This window comes from Nitrosomonas sp. Nm58 (assembly GCF_900107335.1).
Classification (GTDB): Bacteria; Pseudomonadota; Gammaproteobacteria; order Burkholderiales; family Nitrosomonadaceae; genus Nitrosomonas.
Genome location: NZ_FNPQ01000039.1, coordinates 1 through 23,580, shown reverse-complemented (window position 1 = coordinate 23,580; position 23,580 = coordinate 1). Strand labels below are relative to the sequence as shown.

Genomic DNA, 23,580 nt, shown 5'->3' with positions numbered 1-23,580 from the left:
GATTTTACCAGCGAAAGTCGGATTGAAGCCGAACGCCGAGCCAACCTGTTATTAATTGCCGCGCTCATCATTTTTGCGCTTTGGCTTACGGGGATATGTTTAAAAGGTACTGATATCGAGCGACACATTAAGGTCAACAGCGGCCAAGGTCGTTCACCCTATTCAGTTATTTTTCTCGCCAGAATAGCTTGCCGCTATGTCGTTTTTGAATTATCCGCCTCAATGTTGGAGCAGGCGCAAGCCCTTTTAGTAGATTACTTCGATTCATTGGAGAGAGGGTAAATTCGTGGGAATACCTCAGGATCAGGTACATTTTTTATAGTTTTTTTATCGGTTAAGCTTCTACAAAATTTCAAGCGATAACTCTCACAAAAACTATGAACTGCACTTTAACATTTGCAAATCTGCATTTACTATTTTGTTTATTGATTTGAAAACTGACGAAGAAGAGAGCGTGTGAAACCATTGACATATCATGCTTTCACCAACAGCTGAAACATCCGACGGTATTGACTTGGAGTAAGGCCTGCGCCGCATTTGAACAAACCCCAGAAGAATAGGACATCTTCATATTTCGCAGCCACGCTGATCAAAGACATACGCAAAGGATATCAAGAAATATGGGTAAAAATGTGCATCAAGTCACAAGCAATACCAGGCACGTTAAGAGAATTAACGAGGTTTTCGCCGGTGCTCGATGTGTTTTCTAACTCACTACCGGTAAAGGTTTTTGTTGAAACTTATTGATCAATCTGTTTTATAGATAATGAAAAAGAAAGGGTGCAATACAGATTGCTTACAAATTTGTGTTCAATCTGTCTGCCCCTCTTCCTTTCGGTTTGGTGTACCCACTTGTAGATGGTGCTACTTCAGCATGCAGTAGCAATCCGATAATGGATATGTCCTAGCGCTTTCTCCACCTGATCAACTAAGATCAGGCAAAGCTCCCCAGCTTGCAGATTGGTTAGTGCCGTATCTATCGCTTTAAACTCACCGTGTATTTCACTCACCTTGCGCACACGCTTGGCATTTTCCAGACCTGCGCGCAATAACCCCAAAACTTCACCATCGGCACGGCCACGTTGGCATTTATCCTGATACAGAACAACCTCGTCAAACACATCACCCAGAATCTGGGTTTGCAGACGAATATCTTCATCACGGCGATCACCCGCAGCACTGATCACGACTGTCCGTCTTTTTGCCGGTATGTTATCAATCGCGCACACCAGTGCTTCCATCGCATCTGGATTGTGTCCATAGTCAGCAATCAGCGTGGCATCACGATAATTAAACAGGTTAAATCGCCCGGGCGCAGTCTGCGCATCACTAATGAAATTTGCTAAACCAGCACGAATAACAGTCCAATCCAGTCCCAGCGCCCACCCTACGCCAACAGCAGCCATCGCATTTTCAGCCTGGAAGCTAATAATTCCATTTTTCGTTAACGGAATTTCGTTCAGCGGAATCCGCTGTTCAATTCCTGCTCCTGATGCGACAATGGAATGGCCATCAAGATAAACAACTCGCTTGCGTTGTGCACGTTGTGTCAGCACTACTGGATTGTAACTATCTCGGGAGAAGAATATAACTGAACCCGGGCAGTGATCAGCCATCCTGACAACTAAAGGATCATCCGCATTGAGGACTGCAACACCACTCTTCGGCGTAACATTCTCAACAATTACTCGTTTAACGACAGCCAATTCCTCTGTCGTGTTAATATTTGCCAGACCAAGATGATCTCCCCGACCAATATTGGTTACCACGGCAACTTGACAGTGATCAAAACCCAGTCCTTCACGCAACATCCCGCCTCGTGCTGTTTCTAGCACGGCGACATCAACATCGGGGTGAAAAAGAACATTTTTAGCGCTTTTCGGGCCACTGCAATCACCGGTATCGATACATTGACCATTGACAAAAACACCATCAGTACATGTCATACCAACACGCATCTGGTTATTCTCAAAAATATTGGCAATCAGGCGAACCGTCGTTGTTTTACCGTTGGTACCAGTTACTGCGACCACCGGAATACGCGCATCCTCACCTTGCGCAAATATGTTATCGATAATTGCTTCTCCTACCGCACGTCCCCTACCATATGAAGGTTGCAAGTGCATGCGTAAACCAGGCGCTGCATTGACTTCGATGACCGCACCACCTTGCTCCTCCAGCGGACGCATAACGCTATCGCAGATCACATCAATGCCACAGATATCAAGACCTGTCATTTGTGCTGCAACAATCATGTTCGCTGCAATTTCCGGATGAACATCATCCGTTACATCCGTTGCTGTACCACCTGTGGACAGATTGGCATTATTGCGCAAAACAACACGCATGCCTTTAGCCGGAATAGATTCTGCTGTCAGTCCCTGAGTAGCAAGATGAGCCAGCGAGATCTCATCCAGGTGAATTTTGGTTAGTAAGTTTGCATGGCCTTCGCTGCGCCGCGGATCACAATTGATTTGCTCCACCAATTGAAAAATACTATGGATACCATCGCCCACCACCTGAGGTGGATCGCGCCTTGCTGCTGCCACCAGTTTGTTACCTACAACTAACAGACGATAGTCATGTCCGGTTACATAGCGCTCAACCAACACATTATTACTAATCTCAGCAGCTGCCAGATAAGCTGCTTTTATTTGCTCACAATCAATGAGATTGGCTGTCACTCCTTTGCCTTGATTACCATCCCGTGGTTTTACCACCACAGGCATTCCAATCTCACAGGCAGCAACCCACGCATCCTCAGCATCTACAACTGACCGCCCCATTGGAACAGGAATTCCTGCTGCATGTAGTAATACTTTGGTCAGTTCCTTATCTTGCACAATGGATTCAGCGACTGCACTGGTTAAATCACTTTCAGAAGCCTGGATACGCCGCTGCCGGCTGCCCCAGCCAAATTGCACCAGACTTCCGTCAGTTAGGCGGCGGTATGGAATTCCACGCGCAACCGCAGCCTGCACAATAGCACCGGTGCTTGGTCCGAGGCGAATATCCTCATAAAGCTCTCGCAAACGATGTATTGCATTGGTTAGATCAAAGGGGATATCTTCAATTACGGCGTGGCATAAATCCAGAGAAAGCTCAAAAGCAAGCCGCCCCACCGCTTCTTCACTGTATTCAACGATGATCCGGAAAGTATCTGCTTCCGATGTTTGCGTCGTATGACTAAAAATGACCGGACAACCTGCCTGCACTTGCAAGCCGAGTGTGGCAAATTCTAATACATGTGCCACAGTAACTATTTCATAGTGCCCAGCAGGCTGAAGTAGTGCAATTTCTGGAAAGCGTTCATACAGGCGTGTTCTAAAACCTGGTATTCTGTCAATGGCACGTTTGCTCTCGCTAAAAACAACCGTTGCTTCAATAGAGGTATGCTTACTCCATAAGTTAGGGCCACGCAATGCACGGATTTGTAATACTTTCATATTAAATTTCCTTGAGTTTCTTGTTCTTTTTGAGAATTCTGATATTCAGGCTTACTCTTCTCTTGACCGAGACCAGATGTTTCAATGCCTAGCCGAATAAGATCAGGTGCAATACCGAGCGCCCAAGCAGCCCCTACTGCAGCTAATACATGCTCGACTTCTCTTACTGCACGATTACCAACTGCAGGTTGCATATCAGCCAATTTAATCAACGGCATCTCATCAGATCCATTAGCCAGCACGATTCTCCCGTTACGAACAATAACAGCTCGCTTGCCTTGGGTGGGACCTGTCCCTCGTTGGCGATGCTCGTTGATAGCCATCAGGTCGGGATCACAGCTAAAGTAAATGACTTCACCGTGGCACAATTCCGACATCTCGATCAGCATGGATTCTTGCGCATTGAGAACCGCCGCACCTGTCGGCAGAATTACATCTTTTAAAACATCGCCGACTGCAGCTGCAGTCGGTGTTACGACATCAATCTGAGTACGCAGTACTGTAAAAACTTGTTTGAGTGTCTCAATTCCATGGTGACCATAATACAAAGCAGGGTCAACATTGGTCACGACACCCACCTGACAACTATCATAAGCCAGTCCCTCCTGGAGAATGGCATCGAAACCATTCTCGAAGACCGCGGCTTCAACCGTACGATTCATCAATGTGCGATTGGCGGCCACCCATTTAGCACTATCGCTTTTATCAATTTGCTTATGGTCGAGATAGAGTCCGCTGCTGCACGCTAACCCTGTACGCTTACCTGAAAGCGTAAGTAATCGGGCAACAAGATGTGCAACCGTGGTTTTGCCATAACTACCGGTAATCCCTACGATGGGAATGCGACTATGGTTTTGATCTGGAAAAAGGTGATCCACAATTGCCTGACCAACGGGTCGAGGCTTCCCAACAGCTGGCTTGATATGCATCAGCAAGCTGGGACCGGCATTGACCTCGACGACTGCGCCGCCTTGCTCAGCAAATGGGCGTGAGGCATCACTGACTACAAGATCGATACCGGCAATATCCAGACCCACAATACGTGCAGCCAAAGCGGCTGTTTTAGCAATACTTGGATGAACATCATCCGTTACATCAAATGCATGATTGCCATTACGTTGAATCAGCACTTTGATACCAACTGGCACAATAGAATGACTGGTATAGCCTTGATTGGCAATTTCCATCTGCGCTGCACTATCCAGACGAATCATATTAAGTGGATGATCTTCAGTGGTTCCTCTGCGTGGATCAGAGTTAATCTGATTATCAATCAACTCGGTTATGGTGGAAACACCATCTCCAATTATGGATACCGAATCACCTCGCGTGGCCGCTACCAGTTGCTCACCCACTATCAGTAAACGGTGTTCAGTACCGGGAATATATTGTTCAACCAGCACGCCACTTCCCTCTTGTAAGGCCATGGAATAAGCTGATTCGATTTCTTCACGCTTACTTAACTCGATAAACACTCCCCGTCCATGATTTCCATCACACGGCTTAACGACAACAGGCAAACCAATCTCCTTAGCAGCTTGCCATGCGTCTTCTGGACTAGCAACGCTACGCCCTTCCGGAACAGGCACACCGCAGGAACGGAGCAATGTTTTAGTCAGATCCTTGTCACGCGAAATACTCTCAGCAATGGCCGGTGTTCGATCTGTCTCAGCAGTCCAAATATACCGACTGTGAGCACCATGTCCTAACTGAACGAGGTTTCCTTTGGAAAGTAATCGAATAGCTGGGATATTGCGGGCTACTGCTGCATCTACAATGCACGCGGTTGAAGGACCAAGCCACAATGAATCGACCATGTCACGCAAACGCTCAATAGCACCTTTGACATCGTAAGGTTTTTGATCAGGATCAAATCCCATTGCCGCCAGCACAAGCTCACGAGCTGAAAATAAGGCGCTCCGGGTGATCTCGGCATGCCAAGCGCTTACGACCACTTTATAGACACCGCGTACTGAGGTTTCACGCGCTCTGCCGAAACCACCGCGCATACCCGCCAGATTTTGCAGCTCCAGCGTCACATGCTCAAGAATATGGCAAGGCCAAGTGCCTTCCTTGACGCGACGAAGGAAACCACCACGCTCTTCATAACTGCAGCGATGCTCAATCAGTGTGGGTAACCAGGAAGACAAGCGCTCATAAAAACCAGGAATAGTATCTGATGGAAAATCTTCAAGTTCACCGATATCAACAATTGCTTCAAGTGCCGGGTAGTAAGTCCAAATATTGGGGCCATTCAGGTGACGGATTTCAAGAAACTTAAGGTCTTTTTTACCATTATTATCAGAGTTGGAATTATTTGACATAAATTGAAAGCTTTGAAAGCTGGATGAGTAACATTTCAATTAACGCAGCTAGCGCCAATTGGTTTACATCACGACAAACAATTTTTGAAATGCTTCAGAGGAAACGATCCAGCAGCTTGCAGCTATGACGATCGAGCATCAGCCGATCGTGAATCAGGAAATGAATGCCGTGACTATCGGTGATCAGCAGGGCTGTAGGTGACAGACGGCGAATATCTTCCTCACCCTTGAGCACGAAGGTGGTATCCCCCCGATCAGTTTTGACCCACCAGGTGCTTGGCGTGACAAAACTTGAAACTTTATCAATACGCTTGATCTCTGGCATAAACTCACGGCTGGCGAGCTCCGCCTCGATCAGAATACGAAATGCTTCAGGTAAATCATCCAGGCATTCTATCCAGGCTAGCTCATGACCATGCACGTTGAGTAGCGCGATTCCCTGCTCAGGCGCGGTCATCGGAAATGCTCGGATGGGTACAATGCCTTCGTGCACCTGATGATCTTTGTCTACAAAAACTAAGCGTCCAAAAGCATTTCGACTCAGTTGATAATCAGGCTGGCTCATGCACGATCTCCCTTGGAACCAGATTTAGGATCTAACTCGGCTAAATGATCCTCAGTATCAATATTGCGCGACTGAGATTGGTAAAGATGGTAATAATATCCTTGGCGCGCCATGAGTTCAGCATGATTACCCACCTCAATCACTTTCCCTCGATCGAGTACAATCAATCTGTTAGCTTCACGCAAAGTAGACAAGCGGTGCGCGATAGCGATTGTTGTTCGGCCATGAACGAGATTGTCGAGCGCTTCTTGAATCTCTTTCTCAGTTTTGGTATCGACAGAAGATGTCGCTTCGTCGAGTATCAGGATACGCGGATCGATCAACAATGCACGGGCAATCGAGATACGCTGCCGTTCGCCACCCGAAAGCGCTTGCCCGCGTTCGCCCACCAGAGAGTCATAACCATGAGGTAATCGCAGGATAAACTCATGAGCGTAGGCAGCGCGTGCTGCCGCAATGATCTCCTTGCGCGTTGCATCGGGTTTGCCATAGGCGATATTTTCTGCGATCGTGCCAAAGAAAAGAAATGGTTCCTGGAGTACCAGACCGATATGTTTGCGATACTCGGCTACGGGCAGTGAACGAATATCTACTCCGTCAATTAGAATTGCACCTTCGGTTACATCGTAAAAACGACAGATCAAATTGATGAGCGTGCTCTTACCCGAACCACTATGTCCAACCAAACCAACCATCTCTCCCGGCTCAATTACCAAGTTGATATCCCGCGTTACGCTACGTGTTCCGTACCGGAATCCTACATTACGCAATTCAATGCGACCTGTAATCGTAGGTAAATGAATAGGTTTGATTGGCTCTGGGACACTGGAAACATGATCAAGAATATCAAAAATACGTTTGGTCCCAGCAGCCGCCTTCTGTGTCACAGAAACGATCCGACTCATTGAGTCCAGTCTTAGATAAAAACGACCAATATACGCCAGGAAAGCAGTCAGCACGCCGACCGAAATCTGATCCTGCGATACCTGCCAAATACCAAATATCCATACCACAAGCAACCCGACTTCAGTCAATAATGTGACGGTCGGTGTAAACAATGCCCAAACCTTGTTGACCCGATCATTAATTTCCAGATTACGTTGATTAGCTGCACGAAAGCGCGCCACTTCCCGGTCCTCTTGCGCGAAAGCTTTAACCACACGAATCCCGGGAATGGTATCGGCAAGCACATTGTTGACCTCTGCCCAGACGCGATCGACTTTTTCAAAACCAGTACGTAATTTATCGCGGACCAAGTGGATCAACCAGGCAATAATCGGTAATGGCAGAAGGGTAACCAGCGCCAGTGACGGATTGATCGAAACCAGAATAAGGGCCGTCATGCTCATCATGATCACATCGGTTGCAAAATCAAGCAGATGGAGTGAAATAAAAAGATTGATACGATCTGTTTCTGCACCAATACGCGCCATCAGATCACCTGTTCGCTTACCGCCAAAATATTCTTGGGATAGCTTAACGAGATGTTTATAGGTAGTAGTTCGTAAATCTCTACCAATACGCTCGGATACTTTTGCCAGCATATAAGTTCGTGACCAACCCAATATCCAGGCAAGAAAAGCTGCAGCTAGCAGACCGGAAAGATAAGTGGTGACGAGATCAACATCGATCGGCTTACCATTCTGATAGGGAATCAGCACGTTATCCATCAAAGGCATGGTCAGGTAGGGGGGCACGAGCGTTGCCGCAGTACTGCCCAGCATTAGCAGGAAGCCGGTGAGCAAGCGCCATTTATAAGGCTTGGCAAAGCGCCATAGACGAAACAAAGTCCAAGTGGAAGGAGGAATATGAGCTTCCTGCACACATATTGGGCACGTTTCCTGATCACTCGATAAAATCGCTGCGCAAGTCGGACACTTGACCTGAACGGGTTGTATTTGTGTTTCCCCGGTCAATTGGAAATTGAGTTGTTGGGTAAATTCCGTTATGAGACGATTCGCTCCAGTATCCTTGGCCAAGGTATAGCACCAATGAGCAAGCAGCGCATGATCATCAAATAGCTCAAGATTACCTACACCCGCATGATCTCGACACGTCAACCTTAAACCCTGTTGATAACTCCAGTCGTGCCAACTCTCTTCTCCTGTCATTTTTGCCAATAACCGCTGATTGGTGGCTATCACGATTCCCCGGGAAAAACGGAGTCGCGTATCAAGATCAATCTCTAACCAAGCTAATATTGTTTCTTCACTTGCCAAATGTGCCTCCACTTGAGAGACCCAAAGGGGGGGAAGAGTAAGCATAGCGTCACTATGCGCTGGATAAAAATTCTGCTGCATTTGCTCGAGTCAATCAAGTTAAAAGGAAAGGTAAAACGATTTACGTAAAATATTTACAGATAGGGTTTATAAACCACTAATTCACATGTATACGCTCTTTTTGCTAGTTAAGGGGTTCTGTTTAATCATTAGAAAAGAGTAGCAGCTAAGGGGTTTAACTTGATTATATAAATTACGGCTTGTTGTTATTTTCTGGTAATTCATCAGGTTTACGCCATTTTTGCTTGACCTCCTGACGTTTATCGGCGGGTAGTTTTTTTATTTTTTTGTATCTTTCTCGGGCTTGCTTACGCTGTTCAGATGTCAGCTCATTCCAGCTACGCATATGAGATTGTATACGCTGTTGTTCTTGAGGGGTCTTCTTTAAATAATGTTTAGTAATATTCAGCCATTTCTTTTTTTGTGCTGGTTCAATCGCATCCCAGTTCTGCTCAAGCGGCTGTAGGATTATCTTCTGATAGGGCTTGAGTTCCGACCACGAAGGCTGTCTCTGCTCAGGAAAAGCATCAATGGGATATGCAAGAAATAATAGTATCCAAAAAGTGACTACGAGGTGGAATCCAGCCATGCATCAAACTCATCATTAAGATAAACATCTATAGGCAACTCGTCAGCAAGTATCATCGTATCGATTGCAGCATTTTCATCGATTTCGTAGTTTACTTTCCAATAAATACTTCCCAACAAAATAAATAATACAATTACTGATAACAGCAGTTTATTAGTATTAGCATGAGTAAAAAATCTACCCTGTCCACCATGTGCGGAAATACCGGCGCCGACATAAAAAATCTTCTCCGCTGGTTGATAATTTTCCAAGGCAGCTCTGCGCGCTGATTGCAATCGATACAGCGTATTCTGATCAATTTCACCTAAACTATGATTTAATAGTTTGGCTACTTCTTTTCCCATTCTATCTTCTTTATTCATAATTTGACTCCTTCTTTCTTCAGTATAGTAGCAAGTGCATGTACTGCACGGGAGCAGTGTGTTTTCACACTTCCCTCCGAGCAGCCCATGACCTTGGCGGTTTCACTCACATCCATTTCTTCCCAATAACGCAGCAGGAAGGCTTCTCGTTGACGCGCAGGTAATGTTTCTAACGCCTTTTCGATTAAATTGATTAACTGTGATTGCTCAAATTGAGTGTATGGATCGCTACCTGGATTAGAATCTTTTGATATCGGCAAATTTTCCAGTAAATCATAGTCTTCATTTTCATCATGATTAGGCGCGAAAGCCGAAAATAGCGTTATCCATATTGAACGGGATTTTTGCCTCCGATAGTAATCACGAATAGTATTCTGCAAAATACGCTGAAATAGAAGAGGCAGCTCTTCGGGCGATTTATCCGCATATTTCTCGGTAAGCTTCATCATTGAGTCCTGCACAATATCTAATGCAACGTGTTCATCACGCACTGCGAATAACGCCTGCTTGTATGCACGCAGCTCAACTTCACTTAGAAAATTGGAAAACTCTTGTCGGGTAGCCAGAATGGTTTACCTTATAATATGGAGAGCTAGAATCATTTATGTGGGAATGAATAGGCAAGCTAAATATAGGCTTGTATTGAAATATGATATGGAGCAGGTAGCCATAACACTTTAAGGCTTATTACAATATAGAAAATACTGATGTATGGAAAATAGGCTTATTTCATTCTTTTCGTTAAAAGCAACTCACAACTACTTTAATAAAAAAGTAACCTTCTTTCATCTTCAACATTTGTAAAGTCAATGCAAACTGATCATTCAAGAATGCCGCTTATTGGTACGCTCAAAGCAATCTCGTGTTTACTGATCGCGTCTCATCACTTAACACTGTATGGTCCCATGCCGGATTTTGCATATCCATTGATTCCTGACTTGATTGACTGGCTTCGCGAGAATGGACAAATCGCTGTCCAAGTCTTTTTTATCATAGCAGGATTTTTGTCAGCCAGGAAACTCGCACCATACGGAATACCACTTGTTACTGATCCGATGCATGTTATCAAACAGCGCTATATTCGATTGGTCATTCCATATCTTGCTGCACTCACATTAGCAATCGGCTGTGCAGCGTTAGCAAGAGCCTGGATGACTCATGATTTTATTCCCAATACACCCAATTTTTTCCAGCTTCTAGCACATATATTTTTGCTGCATGACCTGCTCAATCAAGAAGCTCTATCCGCGGGCGTTTGGTTTGTAGCAATTGATTTTCAACTATTCGTACTTGTAGTCACTGCGTTATGGCTATCTAGCCAAATAGAATATCGGTTTCCAAGGTTGAAATTAATTCATCTCATTTTGATTGCAAGCTTAACTGTAGTTTCTCTATTTGTATTCAACAGGAACAGTTACTGGGATGAAACTGCTTTTTATTTTTTTGGTTCATATGGCCTTGGTATTCTTGTTTATTGGGCCTCCCACAAACAATACCATCTCTTTTGGTTCACGTTGTTAGGCATTCTGGTCATAGCAGCTTTACTGGTGGATTTCCGTTCTCGCATAGCAGTTGCAGGCGTCGTAATGCTCATATTGGGTTTAGCCAAACAATATGAATTCCTGGAAAGTAGAATCATGCCGAATTTCCTGACTTACCTTGGACGGGCTTCTTATTCCATATTTCTCATACACTTTCCCTTATGCCTGATTATCAATGCGGTATTCTTTCGCTTCCTACCATCTCAGCCTACTATCCATTTATTTGGACTGACTCTTGCATTAGGTATCAGTATCATGGGTGGGATTTTGTTTTTCAGGTGGTTCGAAAATCAGCCAATTACAGATAAAATGCGCTTATGGTTACCAATCGGATTTCTAGCAAGCGGTACCCTGGTAATACTGGCAAATAATGCTAAATCAATATGATCGTTCAATCATACCTTTGGAGTATTCACTTTTTATGTTTAACTCGTCTCTTGTAGCTCATAAAGGAATAGGTTGGCATGACGTCTCGATCCACATAAAATTAGCTACAAATAAGATTTAACTGATTTGTGATAAAAGACAAAAAATGGCATTCTTTGTTCTTTACCATCTATTTCCCCTAATTCTCATGTTGGGTCATAGCCCTCACTTTTCTATTACTTCCAAATATGAACAAGCACCATCAACAACCTTTTTTCAAAACAGAAGATTTCTGGGCCATCACCATCGGTAGCTTCTTACTCCTGCTGGCATTAGCGATTTATTTCACGCTTCTTTCCGAGGATCTGAAACAAAAAATTACCGAGACCTCAGCAATCATTGAAAATGAAGCCACCAAACCGATCAAAACTGTCGCTTGGCACGAAGCCACAGTGGAGTTAGCCAAACTGAAACTTTCTAATGAGCCGATTGGAAAATTTCTGAAAAACCTGACTACACTCCCAAACAAATGGACGAACAATCCTGTTGAAGCTTTTTACAAACCCGCTACTGAAACCGATATGGCAGCAGAAAATAATGCAGTTCTTCTTGCTCGCCAACAGGCGCTTGCTGCTGAGCAAGCAGCTCAAACTGTCAATTTTCAAATAGAGACGCTCAATTTATCCGCCCAAGCAGCCATTGAAAAATGGCAACACCTCCTGAACGAAACCGAGAAGAAAAAAGCAAAGCTGAAAGCAGGTGCTTTTTCCCTGCCGCATATCATCCTCCTATTCGGATTTCTGGCAGTGTTATTTGGAGTGGGGGCCAAAGTGCAGGGTATCGCTTTCAGACAGTTCCTCAAAGGTTTTGCGCTGATCTCTCTGATATCGCTGATTTCAGTATTTCTAGCAGCACAAAATGATTTCAAGGATTTTGGTATCGAATACGCCATATGGGCCATCCTGCTAGGCATCATCATCAGCAATACCATAGGTACGCCAGGCTGGGCAGAGAGTGCATTACAAACGGAGTTTTTCATTAAAACCGGATTGGTGCTGATGGGGGCAGAATTGATGATCGGTAAAATTCTTGCTATCGGCCTGCCAGGTATTTTTGTCGCCTGGGTGGTTACGCCTATCGTATTGGTAACAACCTACTGGTTCGGTCAGAATGTGCTAAAGATTGCTTCCAAATCGCTGAATATCACGATCAGCGCCGATATGAGCGTATGCGGCGTGTCTGCCGCCATTGCAACGGCAGCAGCCAGTAAAGCCACCCGCGAAGAACTCACCGTGGCGATTGGTCTGAGCATGATTTTCACAGCTATCATGATGGTCGCAATGCCTCTTTTCATCAAATTTGTCGGGATGCCGGAAGTGCTGGGTGGCGCCTGGATCGGTGGCACAGTCGATAGCTCTGGCGCGGTAGTAGCCGCTGGCGCAGCACTGGGTGATAAAGCAATGTATGTAGCGACCACGATCAAGATGATTCAGAACATACTAATAGGGCTCGTCGCCTTTTGTGTCGCCATTTACTTTGCAACCAAGGTAGAAAAGGATGCACAAGCACCCCAGATCGGCATCGGGGAAATCTGGCATCGTTTTCCCAAGTTTATTCTCGGCTTCGTTGGCGCAAGCATTCTGTTTTCAATCCTTTATTCATCGTTGGATAAACACATCGCCAATCTGGTGCTGGAAAACGGTATTCTGGGCGATTTCACCAAAAATCTGCGGACATGGTTTTTTTGCCTGGCATTTGCCAGTATCGGGCTATCTACCAATTTCAAGACACTCAAGCATCATTTTGTTGGTGGCAAACCATTGATACTGTATGTCTGTGGGCAGTTGCTGAATCTGCTGTTGACCCTGGGCGCTGCTTATTTGATGTTCTACAAGGTATTTCCGGAGATTACCGCGACGATTTGATCCCTTCAGCTTGCGATGTGAGAAAGCAAACGACAACAATGAGTACTGGCGCGCTAAGGTTTCATGCCACAGAAACTGATCAAGCGCGCCTGCAAGCAATCGTCTGCGGCGATGCAAGTTGTAGCTGGAATGATTCAATCATTATTCCTATCTTTCGGCATACCCAAACCGCCTACGCTCCGTCTTGGGATGCTGCGAAAGCTGACAGGCATGCCGGTAAGCACGGAGTGCCTTTTGTGCATAGCCCAGCACACTGTCATGCGGATAGTGGATCACCTCATTGAGGTTTGCTTCAGCGGTAATTCCAGCTGGAAAATCGGTCAGCAATTCGATACCTTCACTCATATGTTCTGCAGTATAGATGTGAAACAATCCTTGAGAAACTGCTTCGATCACATCATGTGACAACATAAGATGCCTGCGGTTACGATGAGGAATCAATACCCCATGGGTACCATCCAATCCGGCGGTCTCACAAACATTAAAATAACCTTCTATCTTTTCATTGAGCCCCCCTACCGGCAGGATTTCACCATACTGATTGATTGCACCCGTCACTGCGATCCCTTGCTTCAAAGGTACGCCTGATAACGCAGACAGCAAGGCATATAATTCTGCACAGGAGGCAGAATCCCCTTCTATTCCATTGTATTCCTGCTCAAATACGATCGAGGCATTGAGCGCAAGCGGTGCGATATGGGCAAACAAGGCCGATAGGTAATTCTGCAGGATAAACATGCCTTTATCGTGAATGGGCCCGGAAAGTCCTACCTCGCGTTCGATATTCAGCACCCCATCTTCACCCGCGAACGTGTGTGCTGTGATGCGTACCGGCGCACCAAAACAGTGATCACCCAAATCAATTTGCGTCAATCCATTAATCTGCCCAACCTTTTCCCCTTCGATCACAATCAAGACATCCCCATCTGCAATAGACTCCTGCAAGCATTGATCCGGATAATTATGACGCTGGATACGCGCTTGCAACGCTGTCTCGACATCGGCTACATCAACCAGGCAACCAGTCTGTACTTTACACTGGGCGGCACTTTCTAACACCAGTGTTTCAGTACGGCTGAAAATGGCGCTCTGCCGTGACTGATCATTGGCTGCCCGGTGACAATCCTCCAGCAAGCGTGCAACAGCAGCGGCCGTAAAATGGGGTAAGGCCGATTCATGACAGGCGTGCGCGACAAAAATGGAGGAAGCGCGGCGACTTTGCTCGTTAGATACGAAACTATCCGCGAAATCAACCTTAATGCGAAAACGCCTGGCAAGCTCCGGATTCTCTTCTTGTAATATGTAATATTGCTCACGCGAGCCAATGAGGATGATCTTGACTCGTATCCGCACTGCTTCCGGTTCAAGTGAAACAGTCATAACTTGGTTCAAGGCCGTTCCAGGCTCCTCGATTTGCAGCTGATGACTTCGCAGCAGGCGGCATAATTTTTCCCATACCAGACCATCCACTAATAGATCATCGAGATGTAACATTAGAAATCCACCATGTGCCCTGAGCAGACTTCCGGCATGGATACGCGTAAAATCTGTTACGAGCACGCCTTCTACCGATTGATACTCGATACTGCCAAATAATGACCGAAGAGATGGACTTTCTTCAATGATAACCGGCGCACTCTTCAAATCATGATTATCTATCACCAGATTAACCTGATAGCGAGCCAATAAGGATTTGACATCTCCCTTTTGTTTATCTTCATCGGAATCAGAGATCTTAAACAATGCCAGATTATCGAGAATATCCCTTTCCATCTTTTCTAGATAACGATTGAATTTCCCCTCATCCTCAACAAACAATTTCAGCGCGCTACGAATTGGCTTCATTTGGCTTTCCAGCAGCAATTTGATCTTATTGCGCTGTAATGTTGTCAAGGCTTCATCTTTAGCTCGCTCCAGTGGACGAACCTTCTCAAAATAGTGTGCGATTTCAGCCTGCAATGCTTCCTCAGCTTGCTCGATTTCGGATCTTCGCTCCTTAGGGAGGGCCAATGCTTCGGATTCGGTTAGAACTTTCCCTGATTCATCCAGCAGCGTAAAAACCATACGGCCGGCTTCCCGCTGAATGGCGAAATGGTATTTCTCGGCAAATGCGTCAAGTTCCGCAAAAGCATTAGCTTCTTCCAGTTTGAAGCTTTTTTCAATCTGCTTACTTTCTGCTTTGAAATCTGATCCATCAAGACATCTGACTATTTCCGTCTGCAAATATTTTGATAGTTGCGCCAGCTTTTGACGTAACAAACGACCTTGCCCTGCCGGTAAACGCAGGGCAAGCGGCTTTTCTGGCACATCGAAGTGATGCAGATAGCACAAATCGGGCGGAACAGGCTTGTGCGACGCCACCTTAGCCATCGCCTGCCGTAACAAAGAAGATCGTCCACAGCCTACTTCCCCAAGTACAAACAAGTTGTAGTCAGGTTGTTCCATTTCGAGTCCAAAGTAAGCAGCCTTCTCAGCACGCTCCTGGCCGATCCAGGAAAGTGGCTGATCAATCAGTTCTGAAGTATCGGCAAACCCCAGTGAAGCAGGTTCAATCGTCAGGCGAAGCTCGCGTGGAGTCAGTTCAATAATCGGCATTATGTGTATTTTTATTGTTAGAAAGAAATCCAGAATTGTAACCGTTTAATCACCATTTCTGACAGAAGCAATGCCAGCAACGATTGCATCAATAGTGCACAGTGCTATTAATCCGATAATCGAAATAATTCGGATTAGGCGTTAGTCAAGCTTCGTTTTGGCAAAACCACAGCATGGTCATTATTGCGATCAGCATGAAAAAAATTGAAGCAGATCATTCGTTATGCTTATCTGCTTCGATCAAGACTGCTCCGGCATGTTAACGTTGGGCAGTTTGCGATTTTGGTGTACTTCCTCATACTCATCCTGTTCGAGCTGATGCCGGAAAGCGAGCAGTTGCTTGTGGCGCGCCTTGCTGGTCGGCGGGTAGCACAGCTCCAGGTCAGAAAGCGTATCCAGAATGATCTGCGAGATGATCAGCCGTGCGTTCTTCTTGTCATCGGCCGGCACTACATACCACGGTGCTTCAGCCGTGCTGGTGGCGGTCAGGCATGCTTCGTAGGCAGCCATGTACTGATCCCAAGCCTGACGCTGCTCCATGTCAGCATCGGAAAATTTCCAGTTCTTGTCAGGATCATCGATGCGCGCCAAAAAACGCTGACGCTGCTCTTCCCTGGAGAGATGCAAGAAGAACTTGATAATGCGCGTACCATTGCGGTACAGATGCGCCTCGGACTCAACGATGGATCGGTAGCGCTGCGCCCAGAAATCGTTCACATTCAACGACGAGTCAGGCAGATTCTGCGCTTTTAGCACCTCCGGGCGCACGCGCACGATCAGTACCTCTTCGTAATAGGAACGATTGAAGATGCCAATGCGTCCACGCTCAGGCAGAGCACGGTGAGTGCGCCACAGAAAGTCATGCTCCAGCTCTGTTTCACTGGGATGCTTGAAGCTATACACTTGACAGCCTTGCGGATTCACTCCGGACATCACATGCTGGATGGCACTATCCTTTCCCGCTGCATCCATAGCCTGAAAAATCAGCAGCAGCGAATAACGGTTGTGCGCGTACAGCAGGCGCTGCAGTTTTGTCAGCTGCTTAATGCCCGCTTTGAGCCTCTCTTTGTACGACTCCTTCGAATCATAAAACGGCTTGATCACAGTCGGCCATTGGACAAGATCCAGCTGGGTTCCGGGCTTGATACAATAATCGACGATACTAATTTCGGTGACGTGTTTCATGATATTGCTTCCATATGATGGGATGGGCCGCGCACAGCGTGGAACTACACTCCAGGCTCGCTTATGGACATAGGAAAACAAAATAACTATTCTGCAAGTTGCAAAGTATCAGAGATCCAGTACGCGGTCAAAAACGCTGACAAATAATCATGTTTCTTACATTTTCTTACTGCATGTCAAATTTTCTCTTGCCGGGATAATTAGCTGGCATGAATAAAGATGATTTTTAAAAATTTATCTTAGCTGCAACATATCGTTAACGCCCAAACAGCCAGACTTTGCGGGTTTCCATCCAGAAGCGCTGATTTTAGGATAACAATATCCTTGACCACTAGGATCAACAGGATGTAATGTTCGCCCTCGATAGATTGCAGCGTCACTTTCGAATCCGTATTCTTGAAAAAATGAACTGGAGCGTAAATATGAGAAAAGCAACCTTATTATTAGCAACTGTTGGATTGGCAGGTTTGATTGGCTGCGCTAAGACCGATAACTACACGCCAGCAGCGACTGCTAGTGGCGAAGAAATATTCAGCCTCAACTGCACCAAATGCCATAAACCCAATACCGATGGCAGTGTACTGATGTTGAGTGCTGCAATGGCGAATAAAGACGCTATTATCAAAAAAGTGCAAGCAGGTGGTATGACCATGACTGCCTTCCCTAATATTACGGGAGAGCCAGCGGATCGTTTGGCGGAATACGTGCTGGCAAACAGCAAAACCAAATAGTCTATTGATCTAACACATAAACCCGTAGTGCAGAAATTGTCACTACGGGCGCTTCAACTATCGCTCAAGTAATCAACTCTGTATAAGAAATAAATTCTGTAAGAATTTCTAGCGTTGCTTACAGTCTGATGGGTAAAAATATGTAAAACAGCATCAAAATTTACCACCTTTAGCATTCATTGTATACCAGGTTAAGAATCAATTACTTTTGCCAAAACAATGTTATAACAATTCTTACTGGTAAATTTTGACGCCGTTACATGGCGGCTTTCCAACACTGATTGACATGGATAAAGGAGTAATTCATGAAAAAGCTTATTTTTATCATAATTGGATTAACGATATCCATCTCTGTAATGGCAGAGGCACATGGAGTGAACCTTCTAGCTCAATCGCCAACAGTAACACCGTCACCATCTGTGACAGATAAATCTGGCAAAGCATCTGAAAGTAAAGGAAATGTATTACCACATAATCAGCGAGGTAGTAATTCAAATTTGAAAAGAAGTCAACGCACTCCTCTTCCATCTTACAAATCTCAAATCAATCAAACTCAAGCTAATAATCCTTATAACCGCAGCCTCGATAATCAGAATTACAATAATAATCCAGGGTTTGAAAGCAAAGGAAATGTATTGCCACACAATCAGCGAGGTAGTAATTCAAATTTGAAAAGAGGTCAACATACTCCTCTTTCAACTAACCAGCCTCGTGCCAATTCTCCTTATAGCGGTAATCTCATTAATCAGAATTATAGTAATAATCCAGGACCCAAGCGGGGCAGAAATATTTTTACCGGAAGAGATCAGAGTAAACTAAATCAAGGTAATGCTAGGCCTAGAGGTCATCGCGATTAAATTTTATATCCGCTGAAACTACCATACGAAGAAAGGTAGAAAAGCAAAAACCCACCAGCTTGCTCACAACAACTGGCGAAGCTTCAAGCTTTTTTCTCTCAGAGTCTATTCCAAAACTCGACACAGCGCGCCACGCTGAAGCTGGTAAGCCGCTACGGTGGCGTGCGCCTGTACGTCCCAAAGCGTCTGCCGGAGGATCACAACCTGATCGATATCGTGGGCAAAGCGGCCGCACTCCAGCTGGTCGAGCGCTTCGGTGGGATGGATCCTTTCGATATCCCCAAAGCGGAAGCTATCCGCATCCACCGCGCAATGCCGAGATTCGCGAAGAATGGCCATCCTTGGGCCAGCGCCAGCTAGCGCTGAAATACGCCCTCACCGCGCGGCAAGTCAGAAAAATACTGGCAGCCGAGGAACCGGAGGAACCGGAACAAATGGGATTGTTTTGAGAACCTTTCAAGGCGACATCATGAATGCAAAACCTGCACCTGACAATCGCTGGCTGATTTCTCTCGGCATGGCTACTGTGCCAGATCCCTCCTCTTACCCAAATGCCGCAAGAGTATATGGGGTGCATCGTTGGCGAAACATGATCTACCGAAGGCTTTAAGCGACAGCCTGCCACGGCAGACTAAAAAGCCTCAGGTTGTGAGGCTTTTCAATCAAGGGAAAAGTCTGGACGCAATTGCTAGGGCAACTGGCATACCACTGAAACACGTGCGCAATATGCTGATCGCGATGAGGAAGATTGAAAAGGCCAACTCCTGCGGGAGGAAAGGGATACCCGTGATCAAACTCTCGTTACAGGGCGAAATCATCAAAGAACTTGCCTCCGTGACTGATGCAACCAGTGCGCTGGGAATAGATCGGGGAGACATTTATAGAGTATGTAAAGGCGATCGTAAAGCACCGGTGAGTTTCGGTTAGAGTTCAATGGAGGAAATAAAATAGCCCGGTGAGCAATGGGCATTACCCACCGGGTTTTTTGGAGGTGATATAACAAAGCAGCCGTTACAAATCTTGTATCGGCCAACATCACAAAAACTTTAGTATTTTTTGACGAATAATCCTCAATAGTAACGCGGTTGTTAATAATGCTCCTGGCATTGATAATGCAAATCCAAAAAAGGGAGGAGCGACGATGAGGCGATAGAAACTAGGCAGGGTTTTTAAAAAAAAGAATAACTTCAGATATTAAGAAGGGATTAATAATAATGAAAAAAATAGTAAGCGTAGCGGTCGCGATAGGAATGCCGGGTAACCGGCATTCCTATCGCGACCAATATTTTTGATGTGCGCCCCGTTAGTATTGATGAAATTTTCCTACAGAAATCTACACGAGCGCATAAAAAGAAAAAACACTTAACCAGAATCTGGCTAAGTGTTTTTTATATGGTAGGCCGTGCGCGACTCGAACGCGCGACCAACGGATTAAAAGGCTACTGATAATAATATACATATCAATCACAGTTAATTGATTTTTCATTCCGCAAACATTGTAAAAATACATGCCCAAGATCGTTTATCCATGCGGGTGTAAAAATTTTTGCGGAATGGCTTTACGATAAAACGGTATGCTCATCTATCGATCGAACGTTTGATGCAGTACGTCAACAATGAGATGAAGCATTGAGAAAGTTGATTTGCCGATTAATAATTGAAGTCTTACATCACAAAAAAAGGATTAGAATAATTCTTTGGATTTAAGAATGAAACATCAATCAAATTCAGAAATTTATTTGCCAGAAGAAGTACCTAGCCGTTGTTGTATTTTAACTTATCCAAATCCGAGGAGAGATTATGAATCATCAAAAGAAATTCTCGCGTCGTAAGATAATAAAACTCATGGCATTAGGCGCTACCGTTCCCTTTGTGAGTGCATTCACTGACCAGGTGAAAGCGGCAAAAGCTTCCAAGGAAGCAATGCAGTATCGTGACAACCCGAACGGGAAGGAAAAATGTAGTAATTGCATGCAATTCATCCCAGGTAAGACACCTGAAGCTAGCGGCGAATGCAAGGTTGTAGAAGGCAGCATAAGCCCTGAAGGTTGGTGTAATGCGTATGCCCCAAAATCGTAATTGAGTACTCTGATTACTTATATCCTTATCCATAGGAGCTAATAATAAGGGAAATCCAGTAATTAAAGAGCGTTTGGGAAAAGTGATCTTACATCATCAGCAACAGGGCTAAACCATGATTCTAATGATTTAGCTCTGTTGCTGTTCTTATGGCACTCTCAATGCAGTGAAAGATTATTATCGGCAGGTTATTCACTTCTTTTAGCAGATTTTAGGCAGCATCCTCCTTGAAGGAATCAGAAAGCATTAAGGATTATTACAGTATTTTCCGTAGTAATCTTTTTTTGCTATCAAGATTGAATAAAAATAATGAGAATGTCAATTCTTGTCACGTTGCTTTTAATCCTCTCAACTAGCAGTTCTTATGCGTTATCAATAGTATACAAAGGGCAGGAATGTAAAGAAGATTATCCTGGAACAAAAGTCACCGGGAGAATAAAGGAAAGCAGATTTGAGGTGATTGAGCATATTGGAGATGGAGTATATAAACTAAATCTGACCGGTGGGCTTCCAATTATAAAAATGGACGGGAACTTAGAGTTTTGTATAGACAGCGGTGCATCATCACTGGGATATGAATCAAACTATGACTCAAATTTTTTTGCGCTTCGCAAGCAGTCTAATGAGGCCGTTGGTCAATTTAATGGCAGCAACCTAGTAATTCAGGTTAATGCTATTGAAATTATCTCTGTTCCGAGAGTTGATTCAGAGTATTTTGTGGCATCCAGCTCCATGCATTCACATTCCATTCTTATTATCATGCGCTTTTTTCCAGAAGAACAATTCTTTAGAGTAGAAAATATAATTCATCGACAAGGATACATATTTTTCCTAGGTGGATTAACTTCCTTCCCATGGTCCCCGCAAGAATCAATCGTCCCTAACAGGAACGATAAGTATCATAACCACTTCGTGAGTAACATAGATTTCGTTATAGAGCCATAACTGAAAAGCCATAATGAACTTGGATCAAATATCTGTGACGGTAGAACAATCATTTGTTGCTAATTAAAACTGTTTTTTGCACGTTTGCGTTATATTCACCCTAAAAAACATGCTCTTAAGTCTTGAGAGAAATTGAAAGTTATCATTGTCAAATAAGGATGAAAAGAGTATAAGCAGTACAAGCATGGATAATAAATTGTTATACCTCGATCACTGAAACGTGAGCAGTGTAATCAAGTGTACGGCAATCAGTTTACAGCGGATGAGCACCTGAATGTAGTCGCTGAAAACTCTGTACGCGCCAGTCCCACAACCCGCGCACATGGCGCGAAAGGAGAATGGTATGAAGAACTGCAATACACCAGAGAATCAGACCACGCGCCGCATACTTCCTATTGCGTGCGCCGCTGCTCTCGCCGGAGCTATCACAGTCTCGCTGCCGCAGTCCGCAAACGCCGAACGAGTCACACCGCCATCCGTGCCAGAAAAAATTGAAGTCCCCGTTGGAAGCAAGGCGTTCCTCGTGGGTCATGCTGTCGGCACCCAGAACTACATCTGCTTGCCCTCAAGCACAGGCGTAGCTTTCAAACTCTTCACCCCACAGGCTACCTTGTTTAAAGAGAATGGCAAGCAAATCATCACTCACTTTTTCGGCCCCAACCCAGTTGAGGATGATGCGATTCGTGCGGCGTGGCAGCATTCTCGGGACACGAGCACCGTCTGGGGCCAGGTGCTAAAACCAGAGCATTCTACTTCCGATTCCGATTTCGTTGAGCCAGGTGCTATACCCTGGCTCCTGGTTACGGTTGTTGGAGCGCAAGAAGGACCCACCCCTGGTGACAACAAGCTGGCAAGAACCACCTTCATCCAGCGGCTGAACACTTCTGGAGGGGTCGCACCGTCGACGGGCTGCACTTCGGCAGCAGATGTCGGTAATCAGGCTTTTGTGCCTTATACAGCTGACTACTTCTTCTACACGAACGGCGAAAACGACTCGATCTAAGGCAACTAGAATTATTACACAAGGACTACTCAGAAGCCGGACGGCACACCCGTCCGGTTTTCCTTATCATTCGCTTGTCTTCAGTTCAAGGTAGAGATCAAGCTTGAATAGCTGAATAATTGTAAGCCTCTTAGACGCAACATAGGTTTTATTACGAACAGTTTGGCCTATTCTATTGGGCATTGCGGCGGACTCTGCAAAGAGGATGGTGCCGCTGAATTCGGGACGTTGAATCGCCCCGAGTTTACAGGAGACTCTATTTCTTGAGAGGATAGAGTAATAAAAAAACAAGTAAGATATTCACCGGAGGTTCGTGAACGAGCTGTCCGATTGCTGTATGAACACCAAAGGGAGTATGAGTCGCAATGGGCGGCACTGGAATCGATAGCCTCCAAGATAGGTTGTACTGCTGAGACGTTGCGCAAATGGGTGCGACAATCAGAGACTGATCAGGGTATCCGGGCAGGCATGTCAACCTCGGATCGTGAGCGACTCAAACAACTGGAACGTGAGAATCGTGAACTGAAGCAGGCAAATGAGATTGTAAATAGCGGTGTAAAAATGTACCACTGAAGTGCACTAATTTCGCTGCGATCGCGGAATAAAAGTGTACCAGTCCAATGCCTATAAACTGATGTATTTAACATCAAGTGAAAGGCAAAAAGGATGTATTTAGTGGAACTCTATATAAAGTGTAAATAGCGGTGTAAAAATGTACCACTGAAGTGCACTAATTTCGCTGCGATCGCGGAATAAAAGTGTACCAGTCCAATGCCTATAAACTGATG

At 45.2% G+C, this 23,580-nt stretch carries 19 protein-coding genes and 1 pseudogene; 11 read left to right on the top strand and 9 right to left on the bottom strand.

The genetic code is table 11. The annotated features are described in order from the left end of the window. Nucleotides 1-282 (top strand): hypothetical protein (locus tag BLW34_RS16170; protein WP_177166028.1); only part of this gene is annotated, 282 nt, incomplete at its 5' end. Nucleotides 283-869: 587 nt separating this feature from the next. Here the strand turns inward: BLW34_RS16170 and cphA (BLW34_RS12120) are convergent. The 7 genes from cphA (BLW34_RS12120) to BLW34_RS12090 form a co-directional block, all read right to left on the bottom strand. Beyond that, nucleotides 870-3,446 (bottom strand): cyanophycin synthetase, encoded by a 2,577-nt coding sequence (gene cphA, locus BLW34_RS12120; RefSeq protein WP_090579971.1) that lies wholly within the window; start codon nt 3,444-3,446, stop codon nt 870-872. Continuing rightward, a complete protein-coding gene (gene cphA / locus BLW34_RS12115; RefSeq protein ID WP_090579969.1) occupies nt 3,443-5,770 on the bottom strand; it encodes a cyanophycin synthetase in 2,328 nt (775 codons plus the stop codon). Before cphA (BLW34_RS12115) ends, cphA (BLW34_RS12120) begins: the two co-directional genes overlap by 4 nt. Before the next feature lie 94 nt (nt 5,771-5,864). Further along, nucleotides 5,865-6,335 (bottom strand): cyanophycin metabolism-associated DUF1854 family protein, encoded by a 471-nt coding sequence (locus BLW34_RS12110; protein WP_090579966.1) that lies wholly within the window; start codon nt 6,333-6,335, stop codon nt 5,865-5,867. Then, entirely contained in the window at nt 6,332-8,635 is a 2,304-nt protein-coding gene (locus BLW34_RS12105; RefSeq protein WP_090579963.1) for a cyanophycin metabolism-associated ABC transporter, read from the bottom strand. Before BLW34_RS12105 ends, BLW34_RS12110 begins: the two co-directional genes overlap by 4 nt. Nucleotides 8,636-8,807: 172 nt before the next feature. Continuing rightward, nucleotides 8,808-9,203 (bottom strand): DUF3106 domain-containing protein, encoded by a 396-nt coding sequence (locus BLW34_RS12100; RefSeq protein ID WP_090579960.1) that lies wholly within the window; start codon nt 9,201-9,203, stop codon nt 8,808-8,810. Beyond that, a complete protein-coding gene (locus tag BLW34_RS12095; protein WP_090543112.1) occupies nt 9,182-9,565 on the bottom strand; it encodes a DUF3619 family protein in 384 nt (127 codons plus the stop codon). The genes BLW34_RS12100 and BLW34_RS12095 overlap by 22 nt, the downstream gene beginning before the upstream one ends. Beyond that, nucleotides 9,562-10,131: an RNA polymerase sigma factor gene (locus tag BLW34_RS12090; protein ID WP_090579956.1), complete on the bottom strand. Its 570-nt coding sequence runs from the start codon at nt 10,129-10,131 to the stop codon at nt 9,562-9,564. The genes BLW34_RS12095 and BLW34_RS12090 overlap by 4 nt, the downstream gene beginning before the upstream one ends. Before the next feature lie 243 nt (nt 10,132-10,374). Between BLW34_RS12090 and BLW34_RS12085 the strand changes: the two genes are divergently transcribed. Both BLW34_RS12085 and BLW34_RS12080 read left to right on the top strand, forming a co-directional pair. Further along, on the top strand, nt 10,375-11,493 hold the full coding sequence (locus tag BLW34_RS12085) for an acyltransferase family protein (RefSeq protein WP_090579953.1): 1,119 nt from the start codon (nt 10,375-10,377) through the stop codon (nt 11,491-11,493). Between the two features lie 227 nt (nt 11,494-11,720). Then, a complete protein-coding gene (locus BLW34_RS12080) occupies nt 11,721-13,397 on the top strand; it encodes a YeiH family protein (protein ID WP_090579950.1) in 1,677 nt (558 codons plus the stop codon). A 147-nt stretch (nt 13,398-13,544) separates the two neighbouring features. Here BLW34_RS12080 and BLW34_RS12075 read toward each other — a convergent pair whose 3' ends face one another. Then, nucleotides 13,545-15,992, bottom strand: a complete 2,448-nt coding sequence (locus tag BLW34_RS12075) for a Lon protease family protein (protein ID WP_090579947.1) — start codon at nt 15,990-15,992, stop codon at nt 13,545-13,547. A 240-nt stretch (nt 15,993-16,232) separates the two neighbouring features. After that, entirely contained in the window at nt 16,233-17,177 is a 945-nt protein-coding gene (locus tag BLW34_RS12070; protein ID WP_090579943.1) for an ADP-polyphosphate phosphotransferase, read from the bottom strand. 350 nt (nt 17,178-17,527) lie between these two features. On the opposite strand from BLW34_RS12070, the gene BLW34_RS12065 reads away from it, so the two are divergent. The 8 genes and pseudogenes from BLW34_RS12065 to BLW34_RS12030 form a co-directional block, all read left to right on the top strand. Further along, a complete protein-coding gene (locus BLW34_RS12065; RefSeq protein ID WP_371128824.1) occupies nt 17,528-17,908 on the top strand; it encodes a c-type cytochrome in 381 nt (126 codons plus the stop codon). 305 nt (nt 17,909-18,213) lie between these two features. Next, the gene (locus BLW34_RS12060; RefSeq protein WP_090579940.1) at nt 18,214-18,765 is read left to right on the top strand and encodes a hypothetical protein; all 552 of its coding nucleotides are present in this window, start codon (nt 18,214-18,216) and stop codon (nt 18,763-18,765) included. A 59-nt stretch (nt 18,766-18,824) separates the two neighbouring features. Next, on the top strand, nt 18,825-19,214 hold the full coding sequence (locus BLW34_RS12055) for a hypothetical protein (protein WP_090579937.1): 390 nt from the start codon (nt 18,825-18,827) through the stop codon (nt 19,212-19,214). 130 nt (nt 19,215-19,344) lie between these two features. Then, entirely contained in the window at nt 19,345-19,692 is a 348-nt protein-coding gene (locus BLW34_RS12050; protein ID WP_090579934.1) for a hypothetical protein, read from the top strand. Between the two features lie 873 nt (nt 19,693-20,565). Then, entirely contained in the window at nt 20,566-20,844 is a 279-nt protein-coding gene (locus BLW34_RS12045) for a high-potential iron-sulfur protein (protein ID WP_090579931.1), read from the top strand. A 315-nt stretch (nt 20,845-21,159) separates the two neighbouring features. After that, nucleotides 21,160-21,789: a hypothetical protein gene (locus BLW34_RS12040; RefSeq protein ID WP_090579928.1), complete on the top strand. Its 630-nt coding sequence runs from the start codon at nt 21,160-21,162 to the stop codon at nt 21,787-21,789. A gap of 343 nt (nt 21,790-22,132) precedes the next feature. Next, on the top strand, nt 22,133-22,792 hold the full coding sequence (locus tag BLW34_RS12035) for a DUF3455 domain-containing protein (RefSeq protein ID WP_177166027.1): 660 nt from the start codon (nt 22,133-22,135) through the stop codon (nt 22,790-22,792). Between the two features lie 279 nt (nt 22,793-23,071). Continuing rightward, a pseudogene (locus BLW34_RS12030) lies at nt 23,072-23,338 on the top strand (transposase); the annotation flags it as partial. Between the last annotated feature and the right edge of the window lie 242 nt (nt 23,339-23,580).

Excerpts from the sequence above, each read along its gene's own strand:
- cphA (WP_090579971.1), bottom strand. The coding sequence starts at position 3,446 with ATGAAAGTATTACAAATCCGTGCATTGCGTGGCCCTAACTTATGGAGT.
- cphA (WP_090579969.1), bottom strand. The coding sequence starts at position 5,770 with ATGTCAAATAATTCCAACTCTGATAATAATGGTAAAAAAGACCTTAAG.
- BLW34_RS12110 (WP_090579966.1), bottom strand. The coding sequence starts at position 6,335 with ATGAGCCAGCCTGATTATCAACTGAGTCGAAATGCTTTTGGACGCTTA.
- BLW34_RS12105 (WP_090579963.1), bottom strand. The coding sequence starts at position 8,635 with ATGCAGCAGAATTTTTATCCAGCGCATAGTGACGCTATGCTTACTCTT.
- BLW34_RS12100 (WP_090579960.1), bottom strand. The coding sequence starts at position 9,203 with ATGGCTGGATTCCACCTCGTAGTCACTTTTTGGATACTATTATTTCTT.
- BLW34_RS12095 (WP_090543112.1), bottom strand. The coding sequence starts at position 9,565 with ATGAATAAAGAAGATAGAATGGGAAAAGAAGTAGCCAAACTATTAAAT.
- BLW34_RS12085 (WP_090579953.1), top strand. The coding sequence starts at position 10,375 with ATGCAAACTGATCATTCAAGAATGCCGCTTATTGGTACGCTCAAAGCA.
- BLW34_RS12080 (WP_090579950.1), top strand. The coding sequence starts at position 11,721 with ATGAACAAGCACCATCAACAACCTTTTTTCAAAACAGAAGATTTCTGG.
- BLW34_RS12075 (WP_090579947.1), bottom strand. The coding sequence starts at position 15,992 with ATGCCGATTATTGAACTGACTCCACGCGAGCTTCGCCTGACGATTGAA.
- BLW34_RS12070 (WP_090579943.1), bottom strand. The coding sequence starts at position 17,177 with ATGAAACACGTCACCGAAATTAGTATCGTCGATTATTGTATCAAGCCC.
- BLW34_RS12065 (WP_371128824.1), top strand. The coding sequence starts at position 17,528 with ATGTTCGCCCTCGATAGATTGCAGCGTCACTTTCGAATCCGTATTCTT.
- BLW34_RS12060 (WP_090579940.1), top strand. The coding sequence starts at position 18,214 with ATGAAAAAGCTTATTTTTATCATAATTGGATTAACGATATCCATCTCT.
- BLW34_RS12045 (WP_090579931.1), top strand. The coding sequence starts at position 20,566 with ATGAATCATCAAAAGAAATTCTCGCGTCGTAAGATAATAAAACTCATG.
- BLW34_RS12040 (WP_090579928.1), top strand. The coding sequence starts at position 21,160 with ATGTCAATTCTTGTCACGTTGCTTTTAATCCTCTCAACTAGCAGTTCT.
- BLW34_RS12035 (WP_177166027.1), top strand. The coding sequence starts at position 22,133 with ATGAAGAACTGCAATACACCAGAGAATCAGACCACGCGCCGCATACTT.